Annotated in this window: 16 protein-coding genes; 14 read left to right on the top strand and 2 right to left on the bottom strand. The window is 50.0% G+C overall.

The genetic code is table 11. The annotated features are described in order from the left end of the window. The first annotated feature begins 2 nt into the window (after window positions 1-2). From Q0577_RS02305 to Q0577_RS02255, 11 genes are all read left to right on the top strand, one after another. Window positions 3-1,457 (top strand): RagB/SusD family nutrient uptake outer membrane protein, encoded by a 1,455-nt coding sequence (locus Q0577_RS02305; RefSeq protein ID WP_298732408.1) that lies wholly within the window; start codon window positions 3-5, stop codon window positions 1,455-1,457. A 36-nt stretch (window positions 1,458-1,493) separates the two neighbouring features. Further along, window positions 1,494-2,402, top strand: a complete 909-nt coding sequence (locus Q0577_RS02300; protein ID WP_298732406.1) for a putative zinc-binding metallopeptidase — start codon at window positions 1,494-1,496, stop codon at window positions 2,400-2,402. A 42-nt stretch (window positions 2,403-2,444) separates the two neighbouring features. Beyond that, on the top strand, window positions 2,445-3,740 hold the full coding sequence (locus tag Q0577_RS02295; protein ID WP_298732404.1) for a DUF4302 domain-containing protein: 1,296 nt from the start codon (window positions 2,445-2,447) through the stop codon (window positions 3,738-3,740). A gap of 40 nt (window positions 3,741-3,780) precedes the next feature. Next, entirely contained in the window at window positions 3,781-12,720 is an 8,940-nt protein-coding gene (locus Q0577_RS02290) for a gliding motility-associated C-terminal domain-containing protein (protein ID WP_298732402.1), read from the top strand. Between the two features lie 22 nt (window positions 12,721-12,742). Further along, window positions 12,743-16,840 carry a PKD domain-containing protein gene (locus tag Q0577_RS02285; protein WP_298732400.1) on the top strand — a complete coding sequence of 1,366 codons (4,098 nt, stop codon included), beginning with the start codon at window positions 12,743-12,745 and terminating at the stop codon, window positions 16,838-16,840. Between the two features lie 20 nt (window positions 16,841-16,860). After that, window positions 16,861-17,868 (top strand): PorP/SprF family type IX secretion system membrane protein, encoded by a 1,008-nt coding sequence (locus Q0577_RS02280; RefSeq protein ID WP_298732398.1) that lies wholly within the window; start codon window positions 16,861-16,863, stop codon window positions 17,866-17,868. Window positions 17,869-17,881: 13 nt separating this feature from the next. Then, window positions 17,882-19,654, top strand: coding sequence for an OmpA family protein (locus Q0577_RS02275; RefSeq protein ID WP_298732396.1), 1,773 nt, complete (start codon window positions 17,882-17,884; stop codon window positions 19,652-19,654). 97 nt (window positions 19,655-19,751) lie between these two features. Then, window positions 19,752-20,789 carry a type IX secretion system membrane protein PorP/SprF gene (locus tag Q0577_RS02270; RefSeq protein ID WP_298732394.1) on the top strand — a complete coding sequence of 346 codons (1,038 nt, stop codon included), beginning with the start codon at window positions 19,752-19,754 and terminating at the stop codon, window positions 20,787-20,789. 47 nt (window positions 20,790-20,836) lie between these two features. Next, window positions 20,837-21,400 (top strand): hypothetical protein, encoded by a 564-nt coding sequence (locus Q0577_RS02265; RefSeq protein WP_298732392.1) that lies wholly within the window; start codon window positions 20,837-20,839, stop codon window positions 21,398-21,400. A 104-nt stretch (window positions 21,401-21,504) separates the two neighbouring features. Next, a complete protein-coding gene (locus Q0577_RS02260) occupies window positions 21,505-22,095 on the top strand; it encodes a sigma-70 family RNA polymerase sigma factor (protein WP_298732390.1) in 591 nt (196 codons plus the stop codon). A 33-nt stretch (window positions 22,096-22,128) separates the two neighbouring features. After that, a complete protein-coding gene (locus Q0577_RS02255; protein WP_298732388.1) occupies window positions 22,129-22,524 on the top strand; it encodes a hypothetical protein in 396 nt (131 codons plus the stop codon). Window positions 22,525-22,732: 208 nt separating this feature from the next. On the opposite strand, the gene Q0577_RS02250 is transcribed toward Q0577_RS02255, so the two are convergent. Beyond that, window positions 22,733-22,990 carry a hypothetical protein gene (locus Q0577_RS02250; protein WP_298732386.1) on the bottom strand — a complete coding sequence of 86 codons (258 nt, stop codon included), beginning with the start codon at window positions 22,988-22,990 and terminating at the stop codon, window positions 22,733-22,735. A 152-nt stretch (window positions 22,991-23,142) separates the two neighbouring features. Between Q0577_RS02250 and Q0577_RS02245 the strand changes: the two genes are divergently transcribed. The 3 genes from Q0577_RS02245 to Q0577_RS02235 all read left to right on the top strand — a co-directional run bounded on the left by Q0577_RS02245 (window position 23,143) and on the right by Q0577_RS02235 (window position 25,665). Next, window positions 23,143-24,252 (top strand): DUF2911 domain-containing protein, encoded by a 1,110-nt coding sequence (locus Q0577_RS02245; RefSeq protein ID WP_298732384.1) that lies wholly within the window; start codon window positions 23,143-23,145, stop codon window positions 24,250-24,252. A 99-nt stretch (window positions 24,253-24,351) separates the two neighbouring features. Beyond that, entirely contained in the window at window positions 24,352-24,669 is a 318-nt protein-coding gene (trxA, locus tag Q0577_RS02240) for a thioredoxin (protein WP_298732382.1), read from the top strand. A gap of 30 nt (window positions 24,670-24,699) precedes the next feature. Continuing rightward, window positions 24,700-25,665, top strand: a complete 966-nt coding sequence (locus tag Q0577_RS02235; RefSeq protein ID WP_298732380.1) for an alpha/beta fold hydrolase — start codon at window positions 24,700-24,702, stop codon at window positions 25,663-25,665. On the opposite strand, the gene Q0577_RS02230 is transcribed toward Q0577_RS02235, so the two are convergent. Further along, window positions 25,666-26,949, bottom strand: coding sequence for a DNA recombination protein RmuC (locus tag Q0577_RS02230; RefSeq protein ID WP_298732378.1), 1,284 nt, complete (start codon window positions 26,947-26,949; stop codon window positions 25,666-25,668). It lies immediately after the preceding gene. Window position 26,950: the final 1 nt, after the last annotated feature.

The raw sequence follows: 26,950 nt of genomic DNA, 5'->3' as shown, positions 1-26,950 counted from the left end.
GTATGATAAAACAACGTATCATAATCTTCTCTGTGTTTTTAGGGACGATGATATTTGCCGGGTGTAACAAATACCTGGACCAGGTGCCGGATAGTACCTGGACAGATCTCAGCACACCGGAAAAGGTATCCCGTTTACTGGGAACTGCTTATCCTAAATCAAATTACATCACCTTCTGCGAAGCGATGACTGATAATGTGACCGATAAGGGCACTGGTGTGGTAGAGCGGGTGAACCAGGATCCATTCATGTTCAATGATGTGCAGAATGATAAAGAAGACTCACCGGAAGCGTATTGGCATGCCTGTTATAATGCCATTTCTGCCGCCAACCATGCGTTACAGGCCTGTGATAAGGCCGGTAATACGCAGGCCTACATCCGCCAGCGCGGAGAAGCGCTGGTGGCAAGGGCCTATGCTCATTTTATGCTGGTTACCTTCTTCTCTAAATTTTATGATCCCGCTACTGCCGCTTCAGACCCCGGTATACCTTATGTAACGGAGCCGGAAACGGTGGTGATCAAACAATATGAGCGTAAGACGGTGGCCTATGTTTATGATATGGTGGAAAAAGATCTTTTGGAAGGCTTGCCATTGATCAGTGATGATATTTACTCAGTTCCACGTTATCATTTTAACAGGGCCGCTGCTTATGCTTTTGCCACCCGCTATTACCTGTTCAAAAAGGATTATGCCAGGGTGGTGGAATATGCCAACCAGGTGTTTGGCAATAACGACCTGGCCTCCAACATGCGGCCCTGGAACACCACTTACGCCAATATGTCGCCCGCACAGATCTGGAACACGTATGCCAATGCTACAGAAAATGCGAACCTGCTGCTGGCGGAAACCGCTTCTCTCTATGGAAGGTATGGCCCCCGTTACCGTTATGGTATGGACTATGCGCGGCAGACTTCCATACTGGCCTATAATGTAACTGGCGGCAGATGGGCCTATCCCGTATACTACTATGGTAACCAGGATTACTTCGTACCCAAGCTCACTGAATACTTTGTAAAGGCTTCCGTAAATGCAACGATTGGTGATCCTTATGTGATGGTGCCCCTGTTCACCACGGAAGAGGTGCTGTTTAACCGGGCGGAGGCTAATGCTTACCTGGGTAATACCGCTGCTGTGCTGCAGGACCTTAACCTGTTTGCCAGCAAAAGGATCAGCAACTACAACGCATCGCAGCATGCGGTTACGGCCGCGAAGATCCGGACTTATTACGGCACCAGTGATGTGCAGACTGGACTGCTGGCCACCATACTTGATTTTAAACGCGCTGAGTTTGTGCAGGAAGGTATGCGCTGGTTTGACCTGCAACGCTACAAGGTAGCTGTTACACATGGAACAAGGACCGGGCAGACTTATGTGCTGGCCGCCGATGATAAACGCAGGGTATTACAGATCCCGCAGTCAGCCACTACTTCCGGTATAGCATTAAATCCAAGATAAACATCATTTACCCGGCGCAATATAAAATAACCAAGCATGAAGACGATTAGCACACTTTTATTCTGCATATCGCTGGCGTTGCTGGCGGCCTGCTCCAAAGAGGATGATCTGGGTGAGATAGAAGATATTCCCGGCCTGGGTGGCGATACCTGGACGCCCGGTCCGCTGGACCACTGGCTGTACGATACCCTGACCGTGCCCTATAACATCGCGGTAAAGTATAAATGGGACCAGTTTGAATTTGAGCTCAATAAAGTACTGGTGCCTCCCAAAGAAGAAAAGGTGATTCCGGTAATGTCTGCGATCAAAAAGGTATGGATCAACAATTATATCGAAGAAGCAGGACTTACCTTTTTCAAAAAGTACAGTCCCAAATTCTTTATCCTGTCTGGCAGCGCCAGCTGGAACGAGAACGGCACTATTACCCTGGGCACTGCAGAAGGCGGCCGTAAAGTGGTACTGTACCTGCTGAATGATTTCCGGACAAAAGATATGCCGGGTTATGAGCCTGATGATTCTCTCAATGTAAAGCAGATGTTCCATGTAATAGAACATGAGTTCGGGCATATCCTGCACCAGACCATCATGTATCCGCAGGAGTTCAAGCAGATCAGCACCGGTTATTACACCGGTAACTGGAATAACATTTCCGATGCTGCCGCCAGGCAGGACGGTTTTGTAACTGCCTATGCAATGTCTGCCTATGACGAGGATTTTGTAGAGATGATCTCTATGATGCTGGTAGAAGGGAAGGCCGGTTTTGAGAAGATCGTGAACAGCATTCCTCCGGGCACCAGTATTAACGGTATGAGCCAGGCAGACGCCAGGGCGCGTTTGCGGAGGAAAGAGACCATGGTAGTAGAATACTTTAAAACCGTCTGGAAAATAGATTTCTACAGCCTGCAGGCCAAAACCCGTAAAACAATAGATCAGCTGTTGTATTGAGCAGCAACCTGCGTATCACGTCATACAACATAAACCAACACTATGAGAAAATATTTATTATACCTGATCCTGACTATTTCCGCTTTCACTGCCTGTAAGAAAGAGGACGACCCGGTTTTTGACCAGTCGCCCGATGCGAGGATCACAGCCGCTCTGAATAAATACCAGCAGGAGCTGGTGAATGCACCCTATGGGTGGAAGGGGCTGATCTTCCCGAAGGGAGTACCCCGCAGCGTATTCGGGTTTTACTTCCAGTTCAATGATAATAACCGGGTAAGCATGCTTGCTGATTTTGACGCAGGCACTGCTTCCACCCTGAAGGAAAGCAGCTATCGCCTGAAAGCACTGCAGCAGCCCTGTTTGTTATTTGATACTTATTCTTATGTGCATTTGTTATCCGATCCGGATGCGGGTGTGAATGATGGTGCATATGGGGCGGGACTGAGTGCTGATTTTGAATTCTCACTGGATAGCATATCCGGTGATACCATCCGGCTTACCGGCAGGTTTAATAAGTGTGAGGCCTATCTGGTAAAGGCTACCCGGCAGGAGCAGGCTGATTACCTGGGGCAGCAGCGTAACCGGGATTTTGAACATATCACAGACTTTCTCACTTACTGGAAAAGGCTTACAGCCGGCGGTAAGCAGTATGATATTATTATCAACAAATCCGGCCACATCATCAGGTTTATATGGCTGGATGAGAGTGGCGCCAGGCAGGAATTTGAGACCGGCTTTTACTACACGCCAAAAGGTGTGGCATTTGCACCTGCCTTTACAGATGGCGGGCAGACTATTGCCGGTATTGAGAACACCAGCTGGGACGAAAGCAACCAACTGATAAGAGGCACTGCAAATGGAGAGAACGTGACCATCGCAGGCTTTTCCCAGCCACTGGCTCCTGAAAAGGAGGGCCCGCGCCGCTGGTGGGAGCAGGGTAGAAGCCTGAGCTACTGGGTGGCGCCATTTGGCTTTCATTCCAATGGTGTGGACGATGCATTCGGCCTCGAAACACTCCCGGGTTATTACTTCATGGGATTGTGGCCGCAATATGATGGCAGCCCTTATGATCTCCTGGGTTTTGTAACTGTAGAAGGCAATGAGGCTGCACTACGGTACGGGCCTGCTTTCAGAGAGCCCACCTTCAGCGCCGATGGAAGAGTTGGTTTCACCTATTACGGTTACCTCGGCACATTTCCTCCCGATCAAACCCCTATCACAAGAACACGGTTGCAGCTGACGGATGCTGCAGGTTATTACCTGGTACAGATAGGTCCCCTTGCCTGGGACATGGTCAGTGCCAGGGACGGTAAAACCTGGATAACCTGGTTCAAGTGATCAACATAAAGCTATATCAATGATTGAAAAAAGTACCGTTATGCTAAATACTTTTACTGTACTATTCAGAAAAACCCTTATTCCCGGCCTGATGCTCCTGCTGCTGGCTTCCAGCGCCATGGCGCAGACAGATATCAGCATCGGCACAGGCACCACCGGTAACGGGAACAGTTCGTATCCCGCCCCATTACAGGATTATTGGGAAGGCAGCCGCGCCCAATATCTTTTCAGAGCATCTGAGCTCACCGCCGCAGGCATGGGCCCCGGCATGATCAGTGCCGTTAAGTTCAATGTGGTAGCAATGAACAGCGCGGAAACGATTGAACAGTATGCCATCAAGATCGCAACTACCTCATTGAACAGCCTTACTGCCACCGGCTGGGAAAACACCGGTGCGGCGCGTTACGGACCGGTAGACTATACGCCTGTAATGGGTATAAACGCGTTTCCGTTCACCGGAGGATCATTTTTCTGGAATGGCACGGATAATATTATAGTAGAGGTGTGTAACGGCGGTGACGACTGGAGCGGTAATGTTACCGTGCCCTGGACCACCGGCCTGTCGTTCAATGCTTCCCGTGGTTATGCAACGGATAACCAGGGGAGCCTTTGCGATTATACCGGTACCATCACCAACGGTACAGCTACCACCCGTCCCAATATTATCTTTACATGGCAGGCGGCAGCACCCTGTACAGGTACGCCCAATGGCGGTACTGCTGTCAGCAACATGGGCAGCGTTTGCCTGGGTGGTACTTTTTCACTCAACCTTACCGGTGCCACAGTGGCCTCCGGTCTGAGCTACCAATGGCAATCATCTCCTGATAATACCACCTGGACCAATATACCCGGCGCTACTGCGCCCGCTTATACTGGTACACAGGCCGCCAGCACTTATTACCGCTGCGTTGTTACCTGTACCAACGGCGGTGCTTCTGCGCCGTCTGCCAGTGTGCAGGTATCGTCTCCCACGCTGGTATCAGGTGTGTTCACCATTAATAAGGGCGCACCTACAGATCCTGTAGTGGCCCGCAACTTTAATTCTTTCAACGACGCCTATAACTACATTAAATGCGGGATCAGCAGTGCGGTAGTGTTTAACGTATTAGCTGGCAGCGGTGTATATGAAGAACAGCTGATAATGGAGCCTGTACCAGGTGCGTCTGCCGCCAATACAGTGACGTTTAACGGTAACGGGCAGACGATCTCCTATAAATCCACCAACAGCAATCAGAGGGCTACCATTAAGCTGGATGGTGCAGATCACATCATTTTCAACGACCTGGTAATCGAGGCAACCGGCGCTACTTCTTCAGAATACGGGTATGGCGTGCAATTGATGAACGACGCTGATTCCAACGTTGTTAACAATTGTACCATCAATATAAATACTACTTCTACTTCTACCAGCTTTGCGGGTATCGTGATAAGCTCTTCCGCTACTTCTCCAACAGGCAGCGGAGATGCGAAATGTGATGCCAACGTATTCAGCGGTAATACTATCACCGGCGGGTATTATGGTATGACACTGGTGGGCAGCAGCAACTTCGCCAACGGCAGTAACAAGATCCTTAATAACCAGATAAAGGAATTCTACACCTATGGTCTGTACCTGAGCTATACGTTCAATACATCGATCACCGGGAATACCATCAGCCGCCCCACCCGTAGCACGGTAGATGATTTCTACGGCGTTTATCTTACCCAGCTGAACACCAAGGACAGCATCTACAGGAACCGCATCACGGATCCCTTTGGCGGTTCGCTTACCAATACAAATGACTTTTACGGCGTGTATTTCACTGGTGTGGATGCATTGGTAAGCCTGGAAAACATTGTGGCCAACAACCTTATTTATAATATCACCGGCGCAGGGTTGGCATATGCGTTCTATAACAGCAGTTCAGACAACGTATATTACTATCACAATACCATTGCGCTGGATGGCAGCACTACCAGTGCTTCCTATGCTACCCGCGGCTTGTACATTACTACGAGCCAGGTAGATGGTGTGGCCTTCATCAACAACATTGTGGCCATTACCCGTACAGGTCCTGGTTCCAAGCATGCCATGTACATTGGTACTACCACCAGCAGCATAATTTCAGACAGGAACGTGCTGTTCATTGCCCCTAATGCAGGTAATGCCTTTATCGGCTATTATTCTTCCAATCAGCCTACATTGTCTGACTGGCAAACTGCTACCGGCGGACATGATACCACTTCCCTTACGTCCAACCCGATGTTCACTTCCGTGTCCACAGGCGATTACAGTCCTGTGAACGCATCTATCGATAACCGCGGCATGCCCGCCGGTTACCCTGTTGATATTAACGGCGCGGCGCGTAACGCCACCACACCGGATATAGGCGCTTACGAATTTACACCGCCTCCGTGTACGGTGCCTCCTACACCAGGTACTGCTACCGTGGCAGTGAACCCGGTATGTGTAAATGTGCGTGTGCCGTTCAGTCTTACCGGCAATTCCGTAGGCCTGACGCAAACATACCAGTGGCAGGCGGCCTCCAGCGCAGCAGGACCCTACACCAACCTGGGCAGCCCGCTGACCAACCCGGATACAATTATTACCGCAGCGGTAACTTCCTGGTACCGGGTAGCGGTGACCTGTAGCGGTAACACGGCCTATTCTGCACCGGTAGAATTAACGGTTACACAGGCACTGCCCGGCGATACCTATACTATAGACAAGGATGCTGCGCCAGGTACTCCCAAGACCTATACCAGCTTTAATGCTGCCAAGGCAGCATTGGAGTGCGGTATTGCAGGTCCGGTGATATTTGATGTGAAAGCAGGCGGTACGCCTTACCTGGAGCAATTGATCCTGGATTCCATCCCCGGCGCTTCTGCGGTGAATACCATCACATTCAAAGGCAACGGGAATACGATCAAATTCAGTGCTACCAGTACGGACGAACGCGCTGTGATCAAGCTGCGCCGTACAGACCATGTGACTTTTGACAGCCTGGTGATAGACGCTACAGGTAGCGGTAGCTATGGATATGGTGTACAGCTGATCAATAATGCAGACAGCAACACCATCCGTAAATGCCGGATCATTACTTCTACTACCTCCACTTTTTCAGATTACGCAGGCATTGTTGTAAGCGCTTCTGATAACAGTGCTACCAGCTCCGGTGCTACGCTGTGCGACAGCAATACTTTTGACGGTAACACCATTATAGGCGGTTACTATGGTATTACCCTGTTTGGCGATGATGATAAGATGCTGAGGAACAACCGTGTTATCAATAACGATATACGCGAATTCTACTCCAGCGGCATTTACATCAGCTATTCCCGGAATGGCCTGGTAGAAGGTAATACGATCAGCCGTCCCACCCGTACCAACAGTAGTTATACGGTGTCCGCTATCAATGTATACTATGAAAGCAATAAGCTGGTAGTATCCCGCAATACCATTACCAATCCTTTTGGCGGTGAACCGAACACCACCAATGACTTCTATGGTATCTACATGCAGTATGCCAATGCGGAGGAAGGACAGGAAAACCTGGTAGTGAACAACCTGCTGTATAATATCAATGGTAAGAGCTACCAGTACGGTATCAGCAACTACTACGCAGATAATAACTGGTACTATCATAACACAGTATCGCTGGATGATGCCTCCTATACAGGAACTGATTATACCAGGGCTTACTACGTGGAAGGTGAAGTAGCGGGCATACGGATCTTCAATAACATTGGAACCGTTACCCGTACCGGAACGGGTCGTAAGCATGGTATCTATATTGGTAACACCAACAGCGATATCATGTCTGACTATAATGATTTTTACGTAAGCGGCACGCAGGGCTTTTTCGGCTACTATGGCGCCGATATCGCCACCCTGCAAACCTGGCAGACCACGGCTTTCCAGGATGCCAGCAGTATGAGCACAGATCCTATCTATGCGGATATTGCCGGAGGCGATCTGTCACCGGTGATCTCTCCGCTGGACAATACCGGTACCCCGCTGAACGTACCGGTTGATATACGCGGCATTACAAGAAGCACCACTACGCCCGATATTGGCGCATTCGAGATCAGCATACCGCCCTGTGTAACTCCGCCTGCAGGTGGTACCGCAGTGGCTAACCCTGCCTCCAATGTTTGCCTGGGCGCTGATATAGCGCTGACGCTGACTGGTAACACATCCGGCGGTGGACAGGTGTACCAGTGGTTTGCGGGTAAAACAGCTGCGGGTCCCTGGAGAGCGATCAGCGAAACCCGCTATGTGAAGGAATTTAAAACTGAGCTTACAATGGAGAACTATTTCCGTTGTATGATCATCTGCGGCGGAACAGATACCGCCTACTCAACACCTGCTTTTGTGAACATGAACGCTCCGCTGCCCTCAGGGTTCTATACCATTAACCCGGCTGCCCCGGCAGGTAACAGGAACTACCAGTCCTTTACGCAGGCTGTAGCAGCCCTGGAATGCGGTATCGCAGGATGGGTCACCTTTAATGTATTCCCCGGTACTTATACAGAGCAGGTAAGGATGCACAGGGTATATGGAGCTTCCGATACCAGCCGCATTACTTTCCAGAGCCGTGATCATGATGCTGCGTCTGTAACGCTGGCATTTACCAATACCAGTGCAGCTAACTATGTACTGAAACTGGACAGCGCCAGCTATGTGACCTATAAGGAGATCACCATCAAATCAAACGGCACTACCAACGGCAGGGTAGTAGAACTGGCCAACACCGCTTCTTCCGACAGCCTGCTGAACAATATCATTATCGCCCCTGTATCATCCAGCAGTACCGCCAATGTGGCCGGCATTTATGCAGATGATCTGAAAGGCGCCGATAATGTGATCAAAGGCAATACCATTAACAACGGCAGCAGCGGTATCAATATATCGGGTACTGCTACAGATAACCTGCTGCCCACACTGGTAATAGATAGTAATACCGTAACGGGATCTTACCAGTACAACATCTATACTTACTACACTAACCGCATCAGGATCAGCAGGAACACGGTAACTGTAAGCGCGCCGCGCAGCAGTACTTCCTACGGTATCTATGCAGGTTACAGCGATACAGCCTACCAGATAAGCGGCAATGACGTCAGCATCAGGAATACTACCGGCACCATCTATGGTATCTATGTATACTATAGCGATGCCACACAGCTCCTGCCTGGCAGAATTGCCAATAACAGGATAAAAGCCTTTACCGGTAATACCGGCAGCCTGTATGGTTTGTCTAACTATTACTCCAGCTATAATGATGTGGTGAACAACGTTATCAGCATTAAGACATCCGGCAGCACTTCCTACGGTATTTACAGCTACCAGGACGAGTTCACCAATTATTACAATAACTCCGTACTGAGTACAGCTACTTCCGCAACCAATAATGCGGCGGCTTATTTCAACCCGGATGGTTTTGTGAAGCTGCGTAATAACATCTTCTCTCACCAGGCAGGAGGTAATGCATTGTATGCATATGATCCTGATGTGATCAACAGCGATTACAATACCTTCTATACTACCGGCGCTAACCTGGTACGCAGGGGCACACCGGCAGAAAGCTATGCCAGCCTGCAATTGTGGAGGGATACGAGTAACCTGGACCTGAGCTCCATTGTATACAAACCGGCATTTGAGAATGACTCCACCCTGGAGCCTGCAGTGAATGTACCGGATGTATGGGCCATCCATGGCCGTGGAGTACAGGTACCTGGCAACGACCGGGATATCAGGGACAGCATCAGACCTGTTACCCTGATCGCAGGCGTGCCGGATATGGGCGCTTACGAATTCCTGCCAACCGTATTGCCGCCTGCATTGCCGGCAACACCGGCTCAACCGGCGCCTGGCGTTACGCAGACCTTCATGTTCGGTACTGATACGGTTACCAAGATCACATGGGGCCCTTCAGCGCCTGATACCGTAGGGGTAAGACGCTACTCCGGTGTAATACCGCCCAATGTAGACCAGAGCAAAGAGTTTATGTACTTCTATACGGATGTAGACGCCAGCGCGCCTGCCAGCGGCTTCTCCGTACAGCAATACTATGTGGATTCATGGCAGGGCTCATTCCAGAAGCAAACCGATATCAGGCTGGGCAGAACAGACGCTGCCGATGCATGGCAGGTGAACGACAGCAGCTTGATAGACGATATAGAGAACATTATTGCAGATAACAGCCTGCCTTACGTGGATAAATACACGGGGCTGAAAGGCAGCATGGTAACACCGCCTGTCACCCTGCAGCCGGCAGACAGTTCCAACAGGGGCACGAAGTTCTGGGTAGGTTATGGCCATCACCAGTTCTTTGATCCCAACTACAGCTCTTACAACGAGCAGGGTATGGTACTGTACCTGAGCGCAGAAGACTCCGCGAATGTAACGGTACGTATTAATGGTACTTCTTATGCCAAGCGTTACCATATACCTGCCAACACGGTGATCACCAGCGAGGAATTGCCCAAGACAGGCCTGTTTGACGCACGCCTGCTGCAGGAAGGCGCTTCAGAAAGAGGTATCAGCATTGAAAGTGACATACCCATTGTAGCCTATGCGCATATTTATGGCAATACTTCATCCGGCGCCACCATGTTGTTACCGGTGGGTACTTACGGATATGAGTATTACACACTTTCAACCAAACAGAGCTACTCATCCAACACTTACTCCTGGTTCTATGTAGTGGCCGCGTATGACAATACCCAGGTAGAGATCATACCGAGCCAGCGTACACTGGGTGGCCGTCAGGCAGAGGTGCCGTTTACGGTAACCCTGAACAAAGGTGAGGTTTACCAGGTGCTGGGCGCTTTAATAAGCGATAACTCCAGCTCAGGGTTCGACCTCTCCGGCAGCCGTGTAAGATCTGTACAGAATTCAGCCGGTAAGTGTTACCCGATTGCCGTGTTCTCCGGCAGCAGCCGTACGTCCATCAGTTGCGACGGCGGTAGCGGCGGTAACGGTGATAACCTTATCCAGCAGAACTTCCCGTCTCAGGCATGGGGTAAACGTTACCTGACAGCGCCCACATCCATAGACAATGATCCTACGTCTTTAATGACCAATATCTACCGTGTACTGGTAAAAGATACCGCTACCAGGGTAACCAGGAACGGCCAGCTCTTAACAAACCTGATCAACAAACGTTACTACCAGTTTGAAAGCGATAGTGCAGACCGCATAGAGGCAGACCAGCCGGTGATGGTGGCGCAGTATATGGCTTCTTACGGAGGTTGTCCCAACACCCTGAGCGACGGCGATCCTGAAATGATCTATATCAGTCCGCTGGAGCAGGGCATCAGGAAAATGGGATTATACCGCAATACGGAAGAAGGTATCGCAGTGAACTACCTCACCCTGATCATTCCTACAGCCGGTATGTCTTCATTACTCATTGACGGCACCAATTCCTTTGATTTCGTGTATCCGCACCACAATATGCCTGGCTATACCGTAGTGGTAAAACGCTGGGATGCCGCCCAGGCCCAGTGTATTGTAACAAGTGATTCTGCCTTTACCGCCATTACCTATGGCGAAGGCAGTGCAGAAAGCTATGGCTACAATGCCGGTACACTGGTGAAGAACCTGAACGCGCTGCCGTCTTTCAATAACATCTACAATGGCAGCGGCCAGGCCAACAAATACACCTGTGCCAAAACACCGTTCCGCTTCTCCATGCTGATCTCTGTGAAGCCTACTTCCTTAACATGGAAGTTCAGTGAAGTGAGCAACCTGACATCCAATACAGATGTAACCCAGGCTAATCCTGTACCGGTGGATTCTGTAGAGGTGAATGGCCGTAAGTACTTTGAATTCACAGTAGATTCTAACTACGTATTTTCTACACCCGGTACCTACTATGTGCCCATTGTTATGACGCACCCGGATATAGAAAGCTGTGGCAACAGCCTGGAAACGATCCTGCCAGTAACGGTTATACCGGCGCCGGTGGTTGACTTTGACGTGTCTTATTCCGGTTGTATCGGCGATACTGCACGGTTCAACGGAATAGTGACCACCGCCAACGGAGTAGGGGTAAGCCAGTGGAAATGGGATTTTGCAGATACTGATACTTCCAACATACAGCACCCGGCCAAGAAATTCAATGCAGCAGGCGTATACAATGTGAAGCTGAGCATCATTGCAGAAGAGGGTTGTATAGGCGATACCACTATTCCTGTAACGGCGAACGCGGCTCCGCAGGTATTGCTGGTAAGAGACACGCTGATGGTTTGCGCCGGATCTGATGCAACATTCGAGGTACAGCATCCTGACCCGGATGTAACCTACAACTGGTACGATGCCGTTACCGGCGGCACGGTGATAAGCAGCGGCAGCAGCTTCACCATACCCGGTATTACCAACACATCCATCTATTATGTAGAAGCGGTGAAAGCAGGTTGCGCCGGCGAAGCACGCACGAAAGCAGTGGTTACTGTATTCCCGCAGCTGGTAACGCCTGTGGCCGAAGTGGATTCTGTGGGTGTGAACCTGATCAGGTTCAAATGGGCCGCAGTGCCGAATGCAACAGGTTACGAAGTGTCTATTGACGATGGCAATACCTGGAACATTCCTTCTTCCGGTGAAACAGGCCTCAGTCATACCGTTACCGGTTTGCAACCTGTACAAAGCGTTACGCTGATCGTAAAAGCGAAAGGATGTGAAGATAGATTGTCTGCCCCGGTTACAGGCAAAACTTTACCGGATGGCGTCTTCATTCCCAATGCCTTCTCACCTAACGGCGACGGCCTGAACGATGAGCTGAAAGTGTATGGCTATATTATTAAGAGCGTGCACTTTATGATATTCAACCAGTGGGGTGAAAAGGTGTTTGAGACCAATACGCAGTCAAGAGGATGGGATGGTAAATACAAAGGAAAGGAACAACCTTCCGGGGTTTATATATATGTTTGCAGACTGCAATTGACGGATGGTACTGTAGTAGACAAAAAAGGTGCTATTAACCTGATCCGGTAATGTAAAACCTAATTAGCTATCTATGAACAGCACGTATCGCGCTATCGCCCTATTAACAGGATTGCTGTTGCAAAGCATGTTGGCTGGCGCCCAGAACTTATCCAACAGGGGTAAAGAGTTCTGGGTGGCCTACGGGCACCACCAGTTTATGGAGCCGGGCATGGGCAACAGCCAGGAAATGGTATTGTATCTCAGTGCGGAACAACCGGCCAACGTAACCGTAAGGATATTTGGTACTGCCTGGGTACGTAACTACAGCATTCCCGCTAATACCGTGATAGCCACAGAAAATATTCCCAAAGCGGGATTCTATGATGCCCGTTTGTACTCGCCGCCCCCCTCTTTTGGGGGGACCGGCGGGGAAGGGGTCTTCTCCAATAAAGTAATCCAGATCACCAGCGATGTACCTATCGTAGCCTATGCCCACATTTACGGCAGCGCCTCTTCCGGTGCTACCATGCTGATGCCGGTGGAAACATGGGGTTACTCTTATGTGTCACTGAACAGCCAGCAGTACTACCAGGACAACTGCTTTTCCTGGATGTATGTGATCGCCAAAGAAGATAATACCGTGATCGAGGTCACTCCCTCAAAACCCAGCCGTAATGGCCGCGCAGCAGGTGTTCCTTTCACTCAGACACTGCAGAGAGGCGAGGTGTACCAGCTGATCGGCGCCACTTTAGGCGGCGGTTACGGTAATGAGCTCACGGGTACCAAGGTACGGTCTATCGGTAATGCAGCCGGTACCTGTTCGCCGATAGCCGTATTCTCGGGCAGCAGCCGTACCTATATATCCTGTCCCGGGGGAAGCGCCGGTGGCGGGGATAACAATATGCAGCAGATCTTTCCTTCGCAGGCCTGGGGTAAACTCTACCTGACGGCACCACAGTCCAATAGCAGTTCGGCCACCAGTTTCCGTACGGATATATACAAGGTGCTGGTAAAGGACCCGACAACAAAAGTATACAGGAATGGTACCCAGTTAACAGGTTTAATAGATAATGCTTACTACGAATTTACCAGTAACGCCACCAATTACATTGAAGCGGATAAACCGGTGCTGGTAGCCCAGTTTATGTCGTCTGTCGGTGGCTGTAATAATACCAGTGGCGACGGAGATCCTGAAATGATCTATCTCAGCCCGGTAGCGCAGGCTATCAAGCATATTGGTTTTTACCGTAACACCCGGGAAAGCATTAATTATAATTACCTCACACTGATCATACCTGACAGCGGGTTGAACTCCCTGCAGATAGACGGTGTACCCAATGCGTGGACGCATGCATACCCGCATAACAAAGCCGGATATACAGTCGTCATCAAAAGGTGGAATGCGGCGCAGGCCCAGTGTATTGTTACGAGCGATTCCGCCTTTACCGCTGTAACCTATGGTATAGGCAGTGTGGAGAGCTATGGTTATAACGCGGGTACCCTGATCAATAACCTGAACGTAGTGGGGGCTATCCATAACACCCTGGATTCAACTTCTATCACCAACGAATTTACCTGTACCAATACGCCGGTAGAGCTGTCGGTGCTCATTGCCTACCAGCCCACCAAAATGGTGTGGAAGCTCAGCCAACTGGGTAGCGTAGTGACGCCTAATGCAGATATAACAGATAATGCGCCGGTGAGCACGGGCACTGTAGTGGTGGATGGCGCTACCTATTACAAATACACGTTGCCGCAAACCTACACCTTTAACACGATTGATACTTTTGAGATACCGATACTCACTACCCATCCCAGCATAGAGAACTGTACCAATACAGAGGAAGTGAATTTCTCGGTGATCGTAAAAGGTAAACCACAGCCCAATTTCTCCTGGACACATAGCGGCTGTACGCTGGACACCGTTTACCTGAAAGGGGATACCAGCAGTACCAATGGCTTCCTGATCGACCGCTGGAAATGGCAGTTCGCAGGTCCTGCGCTGGACAGCGGGCAGAACGTATGGAAACTCTTCCCGGCGGGTACCCACAACGTGCAGCTGCAGGGCATTTCCAAAGAAGGTTGTGTGGGTGATACTACCAGGACGATCACTGTTCATCCCAGACCAGTGGCAGATTTCACGGCTTCTTCCACAGCGGTCTGCGAGGGAGGAGATGTAACGCTGACGGATAATTCCACTTTCGGCGGTTCAGCCCCCATCAAAACCTGGTACTGGAATTTCGGGAACGATACGGTTCGTACAGACACCAGTGCTGTGCAGCAGACTATTACCTACAAGGACTATAATTCCTATACCATTAAACATGTGGTAAAGGTGAGTGACCGCTGTATCAGTGATACCGTGGTAAGAACGGTGAACGTGTATGCTAAGCCCGTACCCAACTTTGCCTACCCGCAGAACTGTTTGCCGGTGGATGGTATTGTACAGTTTAATAATACTTCTACTGTGCCGGACGGGCAGGCGATCAGTACACATGCCTGGGATTTTGGCGATGCCAATGCCACGCCTGCCAACCCGAACACCTCTAACCTGGCCAGTCCGACACACGCCTATACCACTTTCGGTACCTATAATATCAGGTATACGGCTACAACGGCGAACGGCTGTTCCAGTGATACGACCATCACTGCCAGCTTTAACCTGAAACCGCAACTGGCATTCGGAGCACTGGCGCCGGTTTGTGAGAATGTGAAGGTTCCCATATCCGTATCAAAAGGCAGTGTGCTCAATGGTGTTACAGGCAGCGGCACCTACCGCGGCCCGGGCACTGACACCCTGGGTAATTTCAGGCCTTCACAGGCGGGAGCAGGTACGCACACCATCTGGTATGTATTTACCACTGCTACGGGTTGTAAGGATTCCGTTTCCGGTACAATCACAGTGTATCCAAAACCTGCTGCGGCCTTTACTGCAAGTCCCGATATATGTTTAGGACAGGCGGCAACTATTACAGACCAGTCGCAGATCCCCTCCGGCAGCATCAGCAGCTGGAAATGGACCTTCGGAGACGGCAGCAGCGCTACCTACAACAACGGTAACGTATTTACGAAGAACTATAGTGCACACAATACCTACAATGTTAAGCTGGTGGCCATCAGTGATAACGGTTGTTTGAGTGATACCATCGCGCATACGGTGAACGTACATCCGGAACCGGTAGCCGACTTCACACTGCCGGCTGCGCTTTGTCTGCCGGATGCCAACGCTGTCTTTACCAACGCTTCCACCGTAGCAGATAATTCATCACTCAGCTATCGCTGGAACTTTGGAGACGGTACGGCAGCGGCTACCACGCCCAACCCGTCACATATCTATACGGCAGCAGGTACCTACAATGTACAACTGACGGCTACATCCGCTTTTGGCTGTGTACACGATACCACTAAAGTGCTGGATAAGTTCTATGACAAACCCATTGCCAGCTTCTCTGTTGAACCGGATACCTTATGCCAGGGAACAGACAATGTGTTCACTGACGCCAGTACAGCGCCTAACAGCAGCATTACCAAATGGAGCTGGGATTTTGGAGATGGCAGCACCGCTACCACCCGTAACCCGGTGAAACGTTATGATGCACCTGGTAACTATGATGTAACGCTTACCGTTACCAACACGGCTGGCTGTGTGTCCAATGTATTCACTGACCAGGTGATCGTATACCTGCAGCCGGTGATAGACGCAGGTCCTTCCTTTACGGTAACACAGGGCACGCTGGTTCAGTTCAGGCCTGCTGCCAATGATTCGTCTGTGCTGACCTTCCTGTGGACACCCGCCGGCGACCTGACCAACCCGGCTGTATTAAGGCCATCACTGATCGCTATGCAGGATCAGACATACACGCTCACGGCAACAGGGCAGGGCAATTGTACTGCCAGCGATGCACTGACAGTGACCGTACTGAAACCGGTGAATGTACCCAATGCATTCTCTCCGAACGGAGACGGTATCAATGATACCTGGACCATTCCCAACCTGGGCGATTACCCCGGCGCTACCGTGGAAGTATATAACCGTTACGGACAGCGGGTATTCTCTTCCTCCGGTTATGGCACTCCCTGGAACGGTACCTGGAACGGCAAAATGCTGCCGCTGGCCACTTACTATTATGTGATCAAACTCCAGAATGGATTTCGCCCGCTGACGGGACATGTAACCATTTTAAGATAACGATAAAACTGTTTTTCAAGATGAAAGCTATCTTTATAACATCGTTCTTACTGATCATTATGATGCTCTCCGCCTTCGAGTCAAAGGCGCAGATCGACCCGCACTTTTCCCAGTACTATGTGTACCCCGCATGGCTGAACCCCGCATTGACGGGTGCATTTGACGGCGACTACCGTTTATCTGCCATTTACCGCACACAGTGGGGCAACGTTACCAGCCCCTTCTCCACCTTTGGCGCAGCGGCAGATATCCGGACAGATAGGAACTTCAACTTTGGCGCCAGCGTGTTGAACCAGAGCGCCGGCGACGGTGGTTATAACTACACAACCGGCTATGCCAACTTTGCCTACACAGGCGTAAAGCTCGGCGCAGCGCAGACCCACCAGCTGGCCTTTGGTATGCAGCTTGGCTTTATACAGCGAAAGTTTGATCCTTCCAAGCTTACGTTCGGCGATCAGTGGAACCCTATTACCGGTTACAATCCCGGCGCACCTTCTGCTGATGTGCTGACACGGACCTCCGCCATGTCATTTGATGCAGGCGCCGGTGTACTGTATTATGATGCAGCACCCGGAAAGATGGCGAATGTGTTTGGTGGCTTTTCCGTATCGCATCTGACAAAACCTAAAGATCAGTTCAGCAGCAAGGGCGATGCCCGTTTCCCCATGCGTTATATCGGTCATGCGGGTGTGAGGCTCACGCTTTCCGAACAGATAAGCCTTACACCTAACGTTATGTACATGCGCCAGGGCTCTGCCTCTGAGAAGATGATAGGCGCTTATGCGCAGATGAATGCGGCTATGAATACAGACTTCCTGCTGGGTGCCAACTATCGCCTGAAAGATGCTGTTTCTGCATATGCCGGATTTATTTATAAAACACTAACGCTGGGCGCCAGCTATGATATCAATACATCAGACCTGGGTAAGATGGTGAACGGCTCCAACAGCTTTGAAATATCCCTGACCTTCATCGGCAGAAGAAAAAGCAAAACGCCGGAGGTGGAATTTGTTTGTCCAAGATTATAAAAGAAAGACGATCATGCAAAAGATATTCCTTACAGCTGCTATTGTTTTTGCAGCGATGGTTGCCAGGGCTCAGTTTACCTACGACTACCTGAAAGCGGCCGATCACTATTATAAGAAAGCAGACTACAATTCTGCCGCCGAGTATTATGAAAAGTACCTGGCCTCCCGTAAAACGATTGTCCGCCCTGCCGCCTATAATCCGTATACGGCGCAGACCCTGAGCAAAAAACCGGTAACGGTGGTGAGCAGCGAACAGCAGGCTATTTATTACCTGGCAGAAAGCTATCGCCTCCTGAATAATTATAAGAAGGCGGCGCCTTACTACGAAGAAGCGCTGGAGTTTGATAAAACACAGTTCCCGCTGGCGGCCTTCCACTATGCTACTGCACTGCGGGCACTGGAAAAATATGAGGCAGCAGAAAAAGCTTTCAGCTATTTCCTGGACATTCACTCAACACAGGACGAATGGCGCAGCGCTGCAGAACGTGAAGTGAAGAACCTGCGCTTTATCGTAGAACAGCTGAACAGAAAAGACCTTCATCTTTATTCGTTGCAGAAAGGCGTTTCAGGCCTCAATGCCACGGGCGCCAGTTATGCACCCGTATGGCTAAACGATCATACGCTGGCATTCACTTCCACACGTCCGGACAGCGGCGGCAGTAAAAACTATGTGCACCTGAACCGTATATACCAGGCCGAGGTGAACGGTGATAACACCGGCAGCATCAGCCGGATAAGGATACCGCAACCCAAGGAAGAGCACCAGGGTGTGATCAGCGTTACGCCCGACGGCAATACCCTGTTCCTGACCCGCTGGAAGATGTCGGATGGAAAGAAAACATCTGCTATTTATTCCAGCAGGAAGATCGGTGAAGCCTGGAGTGAACCGGCAGCGCTGGATGAACAGGTGAATGCATCCGGCTTCAACGCGCAGCAGCCATTTGTAATGCCTGATGGCAGATACCTGCTGTATGCCAGCGACCGTAAAGGCGGCTATGGCGGCTTTGACCTCTGGTATGCGGAACTGGATGCGCAGGGAAGGCCCATGAACAGCAGGAATCTGGGTAATACCGTGAACACTACCTACAATGAACAGGCGCCCTTCTTCCATGCCGCATCCGGTGTGCTGGTGTTTTCCAGCGACGGCGGTGTTGGTATGGGCGGATATGATTTCTTCTACAGCAAAGGCGGCTTTGATAACTGGGAAGCGCCGGTGAATTTCGGTTATCCGGTGAATTCAGTAAAGGATGATATCTATTTCACCAGCCGTGGCACTGCTAATAACATCCTGCAGGATGCATGGCTGGCCTCTGATCGTTCTGCAGACTGCTGCCTGGAGCTGTTCTCCCTCAATAAGCATGTTCCGGTGCCGCCGCCACCTCCGCCGCCTGTGCCTGAAGTGGTGAAGGAAGTACCGCCGGTTGAAACACCGAAGGTACTGGAGAATGTATATTATGACTTCAACGTGGCTACACTGAAACCTGAATCTTATCCTGCATTGGATGAGCTGGCAGATATGCTGATCAGGCATCCTGAGATAAAGATAGAGCTCAGCGCGCATACAGACAGCAAAGGCCCGGATAAATTCAACCAGCGCCTCTCTGAAGCCAGGGCCAGGAGTGTGGTTGAGTACCTGGTAAGCAAAGGTATCGATCCTGCCCGTTTGCAATCCAAAGGCTATGGCGCCAGCCAGCCTATTGCGCCTAACCAGCATGAAGACGGAACAGATAATCCGGAAGGAAGGCAGCAAAACAGGAGAACGGAATTTAAAGTGCTAAAAGACTAAAAAATATGTAGGTTTGAAGGTTTACGCGTTTGAAACGTTGACGACTATATCAAACCTTCAGACCATTACACTTTCAAACCTTCTAAAATAAAAGGTTATGATCTATAAAAAATGCCTGGCCGTTGCCCTGATCTGTTTAGGGACCTATGTGGCAAAAGCACAGCAACAGCCGCATTATACGCAGTACATCATGAACCCTTTCATTATTAACCCCGCTGTTGCAGGCATTGAGAATTACTGGGATGTAAAGGCCAGTCACCGGCACCAGTGGGCCGGGCTGAACGGCTCACCAGTAACTACGTACCTCACGGTGCATGGGCCGCTTCGCAAGTCAGATTACCCGCAGGCATCGCCTACCGGTTTTGATATAGAAGGGGAGAACCCGCGCGGCAGGGCATACTGGAAGGAGTGGGAGGCGCCTGCATCGCATCCCGGTGTAGGGCTCACTATCCTCAATGATAAAACAGGGCCGCTGAACCGTTTTTCTTTCAGCGGTACCTATGCCCATCATATCGGGTTGGCGCCCAGAACCAGTTTAAGTGCAGGCATCTCCGTTGGTATGCAGTCTATTACACTGGATGCCGGTAAGCTGCAGCTGCAGGATCCGAATGATCCGGTGATAGCTGGCAGCAGTGCCCTGCTGAACCGCTGGAAGCCGGATGTAAGCGCCGGATTGTGGTTGTATTCTGCGGATTACTTTATCGGCGCATCTGCGCAGAACATCATCCCTATGAACCTGGGTTTTGACGATGGCAAGGTAGTAGGCGATTCTGTTTACCGCGGCAAGCTGATACCACATCTGTTCTTTACTACCGGTTACCGTTTGTGGCTGACAGACGATCTTACCCTGCTGCCTTCAGTGATGGTGAAGTTCATTACGGCTGCCCCGGTAGGTTTTGATATAAACGCCAAAGTGCAATTCCGCGACCGTGTGTGGGCGGGCGCTTCTTACCGGCTCAACGATGGTGTGGCGGGTATGCTGGGCATCAATATCAATTCCACTTTCAACATCGGGTATTCGTATGACTACACCAGCTCTTCGCTGAATACGGTGAGCAAGGGATCTCATGAGATCGTGATCGGGTTTCTGCTGGGCAATAAATTTGGCGATCTTTGCCCGCGCAATGTGTGGTAATAATATGTTTTTTATTTTTCAACCTAAATACAAACAAACAAGAGTTTATGAAACGTTTTTTCCAGATGTCATGCGGCATTACCTATGCATTATTATTTACAGCTGTATTCGCGATGGTGTCCTGTTCCAAAGAGGGTGATGCCGGTCCTGCGGGCCCTGAAGGCCCTGCTGGTCCTGCTGGTGCTGCCGGTCCTAAGGGGGATGCAGGATCTGCGAACGTGATCTATTCCGACTGGCTGGATGCCTCTTATACAACCGAAGATGATTCTGTTTCCTGGGTGGCCGAGATTGATGCGCCGAAATTAACCACCGAAATACTGTCGAAAGGTGAGATAAAAGTTTATGTGAACCTGGCTGCTGCGGAGAATCCGGCAATTGTGCCGCTGCCTTATTTCGACGGCGCCTTCCTCATCAATGTTCAAGCGGTTGAATCAGCCATTATCCTGATCAGCAATGCCGACCTTTCTACCTACATCCATGAGGCGAGCGGCAAAAAAGTGCAGCAGGTAAGATATGTGCTGATCCCCGGTGGTACGGCTGCCCGTCAGTCCGCCGGTATAGACTGGAACGACTACCAGCAGGTGAAGAAGTATCTTAATTTGAAAGACTAGGTATACTAATAACTCCATCACAGATTAGATTATAGGATAAACGGCTGCCTTTTTCAAGGCAGCCTATTCTTAACCTAAATTTTTTGGAACTCCATATTGCTACTATGAACAGATATTGTGATTTTACCGACGAAGAATTGATCCGGCTGTATTTATCGGGAGATAACGCCGCTTTCTCCCGGCTTGTTCACCGGCATAAGGATAAGATCTTTACCACCATCGTATTGCTGGTGAAGGACCGTAACCTGGCAGAAGATATTTTCCAGGAAACCTTTATTAAGATCGTCAATGCCCTGAAGAAAGGTCATTATACAGACAACCGCCGCTTCCTTGCCTGGGCTGCCAGGATAGCGCATAACTGCTGTATCAACCATTTCAGGAAACAGCATGTTTCTCCGGCAATAGTACTGGGTTATAAAGATGGTGTGCTGTCCGTTATAGACGATCAGACGGAACAAAGTGAAGAGCAGCGCCTGATAGCCAGGGAATGGGCACATGAGCTGCAGGGGATGCTGGACAAACTTCCGGAGTCACAACGGGAGGCCCTGATCTTACGCTATTATGCCGATATGAGCTATAAGGAGATAGCGCAGGTGGTGAATATCGGTATCAATACAGCGTTAGGGCGTGTGCGTTATGCCATCATGAACCTCCGCAGGATCATGGAGCGTGAACAGGAGAATGCTATCATTTAGAAAGACAACATTTTAACCCAATAATCACCCAGCATGAAAAAGTTAACCATTCAACTGACCGCAACTTTCACTTTTTTGTTAATCGCCGCTTTTACGCTGCAATCATTCAAACCCTGTCAGGATGCCGCTAAGACAGCGGGTATTAATTTCCAGGTAACTACATCCAGCGGATGTACGGTTGAGATCCTGGGTAATGCATCCTATGACACGCCGCCGTTGAAAGTTATCTGGTCTTCCGGCCGTGTAAGCCTTAGCGGGCGTTGTGGAAACACTACAGCGGATCTGATATTTTATGTTATTACAAATACCGCCGGACAGATCGTAGATATTGAATGGAATGTACCGGAATCAGCCGATGTGGAGAATTTACTGGCAGATCCGGAAATTGAGGATGCGTTTAAGGCTTATTTGGAGCAGGTGTTGATATGATCAGAACAGAAAGGAGCGCTAAGTTCTGATTAGCGGTTTGCAGTTACAAATGGACATAAATTCGTCCCTCCGGATTTAAACCATGTAACTGCAAACAAATATGAGTAAAGCGGGAAAAACGACAATGGTCGCAGATATAACCGGCTCCGTAATCGTAATACAATTGGATATTTGGGAATTTGTATTAAAATACGCCCTTTCAATACTATCAGGCAGTAACTTCTTTAGCCGCTGTAAGACCTTTGGCAGCTTTTGACTTCTTTACTTTCACATCAGCTGTTTTCTTATTAACCGGCAAGCCTTTGCTTAGCAGTTTTGCCGCCTTTTTGATACGGTTCCTGAATTTCTTTTCACCTAACTGGTCTTTCCATCCACTCAGCAGTGTTGACAACTGCTGTTCGATATTTTTACGGGCATCCTTAGCGGACAATTTCCCGTTTCCCTGTTCCTTATTCGTTGCTGACATTGGTTTATAATATTTAATGTTTATGGTAATATAAAATTAACGATAAGTTAATACAGTCAATGTTAAGTTTTTGGTAAGTTGTTTTGCATCCCTCATAATTTTATTTGGCCGGCTGCGTACGCTTTGGTAGATTCCCGGGAAATATCCCCAGTATGAAACAACTTTTTTACCTTGTTATCTGTATTGCCTTTGTCCCACTCACGGCATTTTCCCAGTTCCTTACGATTGCGCCGGAAGGCGGTAATAAAGAAGCCTCGGTCACGGAAAAGATCGGCCTGACGGATGTAACCGTTCATTATAACCGTCCGGGCGTAAAGGGCCGTGAAGGAAAGATATGGGGCCAGCTGGTCCCCGTAGGCTTTACCAATCCCGGTTTTGGCAGCAGCAAGTCCTCTCCCTGGAGGGCAGGCGCCAATGAGAACACCACCATTGAATTTACCAACGATGTAAAGATCGAAGGGCAGGCCCTTCCCGCAGGAAAATATGGCTTTTTCATAGCCTACGACCCGCAGGAATGTACCCTTATCTTTTCTAAGAACGCCCGCTCCTGGGGTGCTTATTACTATGATCCTAAAGAGGATGCATTGCGGGTGAAGGTGAAGCCTGCCGCCCTGGATAAAAGTGTGGAATGGTTGAAATACGAATTCCTCGACCAGACGGAGAATGCCGCTACCGTTGCCCTGCAATGGGAAAAATTAATGATCCCCTTTAAGGTGGAGACGGACTATGTAAAAGACCAGATAGCCTCCTTCCGCCAGGAACTGAGAACAGAGAAAGGTTTTACCTGGGAAGGATGGAACCAGGCCGCCGCCTGGTGCGCCCAGCGTAAAGTGAACCTGGATGAGGCCCTGCTCTGGGCTGATTCTGCTACCAGCACCAATTTCGGCGGCGACCGCTCCTTTGCTGCCTGGAGCACAAAAGCGCTGGTTTTACAGCAACTGGGCCGTGGTGCAGAAGGAGAGGCGCTGGTTAAAAAGGCGCTGCCGCTGGCTACTATGATAGAATTACACCAGTATGGCCGCCAGCTGCTCCAGCAGAAAAAACAAAAGGAGGCCCTGGAGGTCTTTAAACAGAATCACCAGCAACATCCCGGAGAATTCACCACGCTGATGGGCCTGACCAGGGGCTACTCTGCCAACGGCGATTATAAACAGGCCGCAAAATATGCCAGCCAGGCATTGGCCCTTGCACCCGATCCTGCCAATAAAGCCTTTATAGAGCGCATGATAGGCCAGCTGAAAGAAGGAAAAGACATCAACTGATCAACAGGGGCCGCTGCCATACTGGCGCAGGCATCCGGAAGAGGCTGCCGTTTGTTCAACAGGCCTTATTTTTGAGGTACTATCCGGAAAAGAGCGAAGATGGAAACACAAAGTGGAAAAAGATCATTCCAGGATATCATCAACGGTGATAAGCCCGTATTGGTTGACTTTTCGGCAGAATGGTGCGGCCCCTGTAAAATGATGCCCCCCATCCTGAAAGAGCTGAAAGGCATGACCGGGGATGATCTGATCATCCTGAAAATGGATGTAGATAAGAATCCCGCCATCGCCGGCGCTTACCAGATACAAAGCGTACCTACCATGATCGTTTTCAAGAATGGCGAGGTAAAATGGCGGCAAAGTGGTGTAATGAATGCCCGTGCATTAAAAAGCGCGATTGACCAGGTTACCCGATAATTCGGGTATCCATTGTACCTTGCGCTCAATATGCCGCTAATTCAACAATCAGACTATAAAGCTCCTTTCTTCCTGAAGAACCGTCATCTGCTGACGATCTATCCCACCCTGTTCCGTAAGATCAGGAACGCTGATTATCAGCGTGTACGCATATCAACGGCGGATGAGGACTTCCTGGACCTCGACTTCAGCTATACGGACAGCGACCGGATCGTGATCATCCTGCACGGCCTGGAAGGAAGTGCCGACCGCAAATATGTACTGGGAATGGTGCATATTTTCAACAACGGAGGATACGACACCGTGTCCCTGAATTTCCGGGGCTGCAGCGGTGAACCTAACAAGAACCTGCGTTTTTATCACAGCGGGGAAACCGGCGACCTGGCACAGGTGGTAGAGTACCTGGCAGCTACCGGGCGCTATCAGTCCATCCACATCGTTGGCTTCTCACTGGGCGGTAATGTTGCCCTTAAATACCTGGGTGAACAGGGCGCCAATGTACATCCCCTGATCCGTTCTGCCGTGACCCTGTCAGTACCCTGCGATCTGCGAACCAGCTCACAGGAGCTGGAAAAAAGGCATAACAGTATCTACATGCAGCGTTTTATCCGCGCACTGGGATATAAGCTGGAACTAAAGGCCCGGCGTTTCCCGGATATGATCCGCCTGGACAATTATCACCAGGTCAAAACCTTCAGACAGTTTGACGATCTTTACACCGCTCCCATACACGGCTTCAAAGATGCCCTGAGCTACTGGGCTGCCTGCAGCTCAAGGCCCTTTCTGAAAAAAATATGTGTGCCTGCCTTGCTGATCAATGCCCTGGATGATCCCTTTTTGTCTCCCGAATGTTTTCCTTATGAAGAAGCGGCACAAAGCCGGTACTTCTACCTGGAAACGCCCCGCTACGGCGGACATGTTGGTTTTGTAACATTCGGGCAGCAACGGTACTGGTCAGAAAAGAGGGCGTTTGCTTTTATCAATGAGCATCATTAATTACTCCTGCTCACCCGGCATATCCGTGTTTTCCTGTCCTCCCAGCAATGTATTTGTCTGATCCTGCGGCAGCTCCTGCACGTTCCGAAGTTTTCTTTCAATAGAGCGGGACCTGCGGCCTGCTTCATCTATTACATTGCTGGCCTCCTGCAGTTTTTTCTGTGTTTTTTCCAGGATGGCGCCGAAGTTGCCGAACTCTGTTTTAACGGCTCCCAGCAGCTGCCATACCTCACTGGAACGTTTCTCGATTGCCAGTGTGCGGAAACCCATCTGCAGGCTGTTCAGCAGGGCGGAGAGGGTAGTGGGGCCGGTGATGATCACCCGGCATTCCCGCTGGATGCTTTCAAACAAACCGGGCGTGCGCAGCACCTCTGCATAAAGGCTCTCAAAAGGCAGGAAAAGGATGGCAAAATCCGTTGTATTGGGCGGGTCAATGTATTTGCTGTAAATATCCGTTGCGTTCTTTTTAATGCCTTTAATGAAGCTTCTCCGGTATTCTTCCACCAGTTCAGGCAGTGCTTTATCGTAAGCGTCCATCAGCAGCTCAAAATCCTCCTTGGGAAACTTGGCATCAATGGGCAGCCACACGATCTTGTCTTTATCTTCTTTACCAGGTAGTTTCACGGCAAATTCTACCAGCGCATTGGAACCGGGTTTGGTCTTTACGTTCTTTGCATACTGGTCTGGCGTCAGCAGCTGTTCCAGCACGTTTTCCAGCTGGTATTCACCCAGCACGCCTCTTGTTTTTACGTTGGTTAGTACCCGTTTCAGGTCGCCAACCCCGCTCGCCAGTTGCTGCATATCCCCCAGGCCTTTATGTACAGCTTCCAGGCGCTCGCTTACCAGTTTGAAAGATTCTCCCAGGCGGGTTTCCAGTGTTTTCTGCAGCTTCTCGTCTACAGTAGCTCTCATTTCTTCCAGTTTCTTTTCATTACCTGCCTGCAGGTCTGTGATCTTCTTTTCAAGCGATCCCGTTAGGAAATGCAGTTTCTCTTCTACAGACCGGGTGAGCATATAAAGATTGGTGGAGAAGGTTTCACCATACAGGCGGAGCGATTCGGTAAGCGCCGCCCGGGCATGATTAGCCGCTTCACTGGCTTCGGCGCGGTTGGTAACGATCTCGTTCTTCACAGAGGCCTCCAAACGGTCAATTGCATTGGCCAGCGATTCCAGCCGGTATTGCAGTTGCGCCTGTGATGCATTGCGGGCGGCCTTGTTTGCCAGAACAAGTATGATCACTAATAAGACCAGGATAAGACCCAGTAATACATATAACATTTCCATC

It is taken from the genome of uncultured Chitinophaga sp. (assembly GCF_937898475.1).
Lineage (GTDB): Bacteria > Bacteroidota > Bacteroidia > Chitinophagales > Chitinophagaceae > Chitinophaga.
Note: the sequence above shows the minus strand (reverse complement) of the source record. Positions and strands in the feature narration are given on the sequence as shown.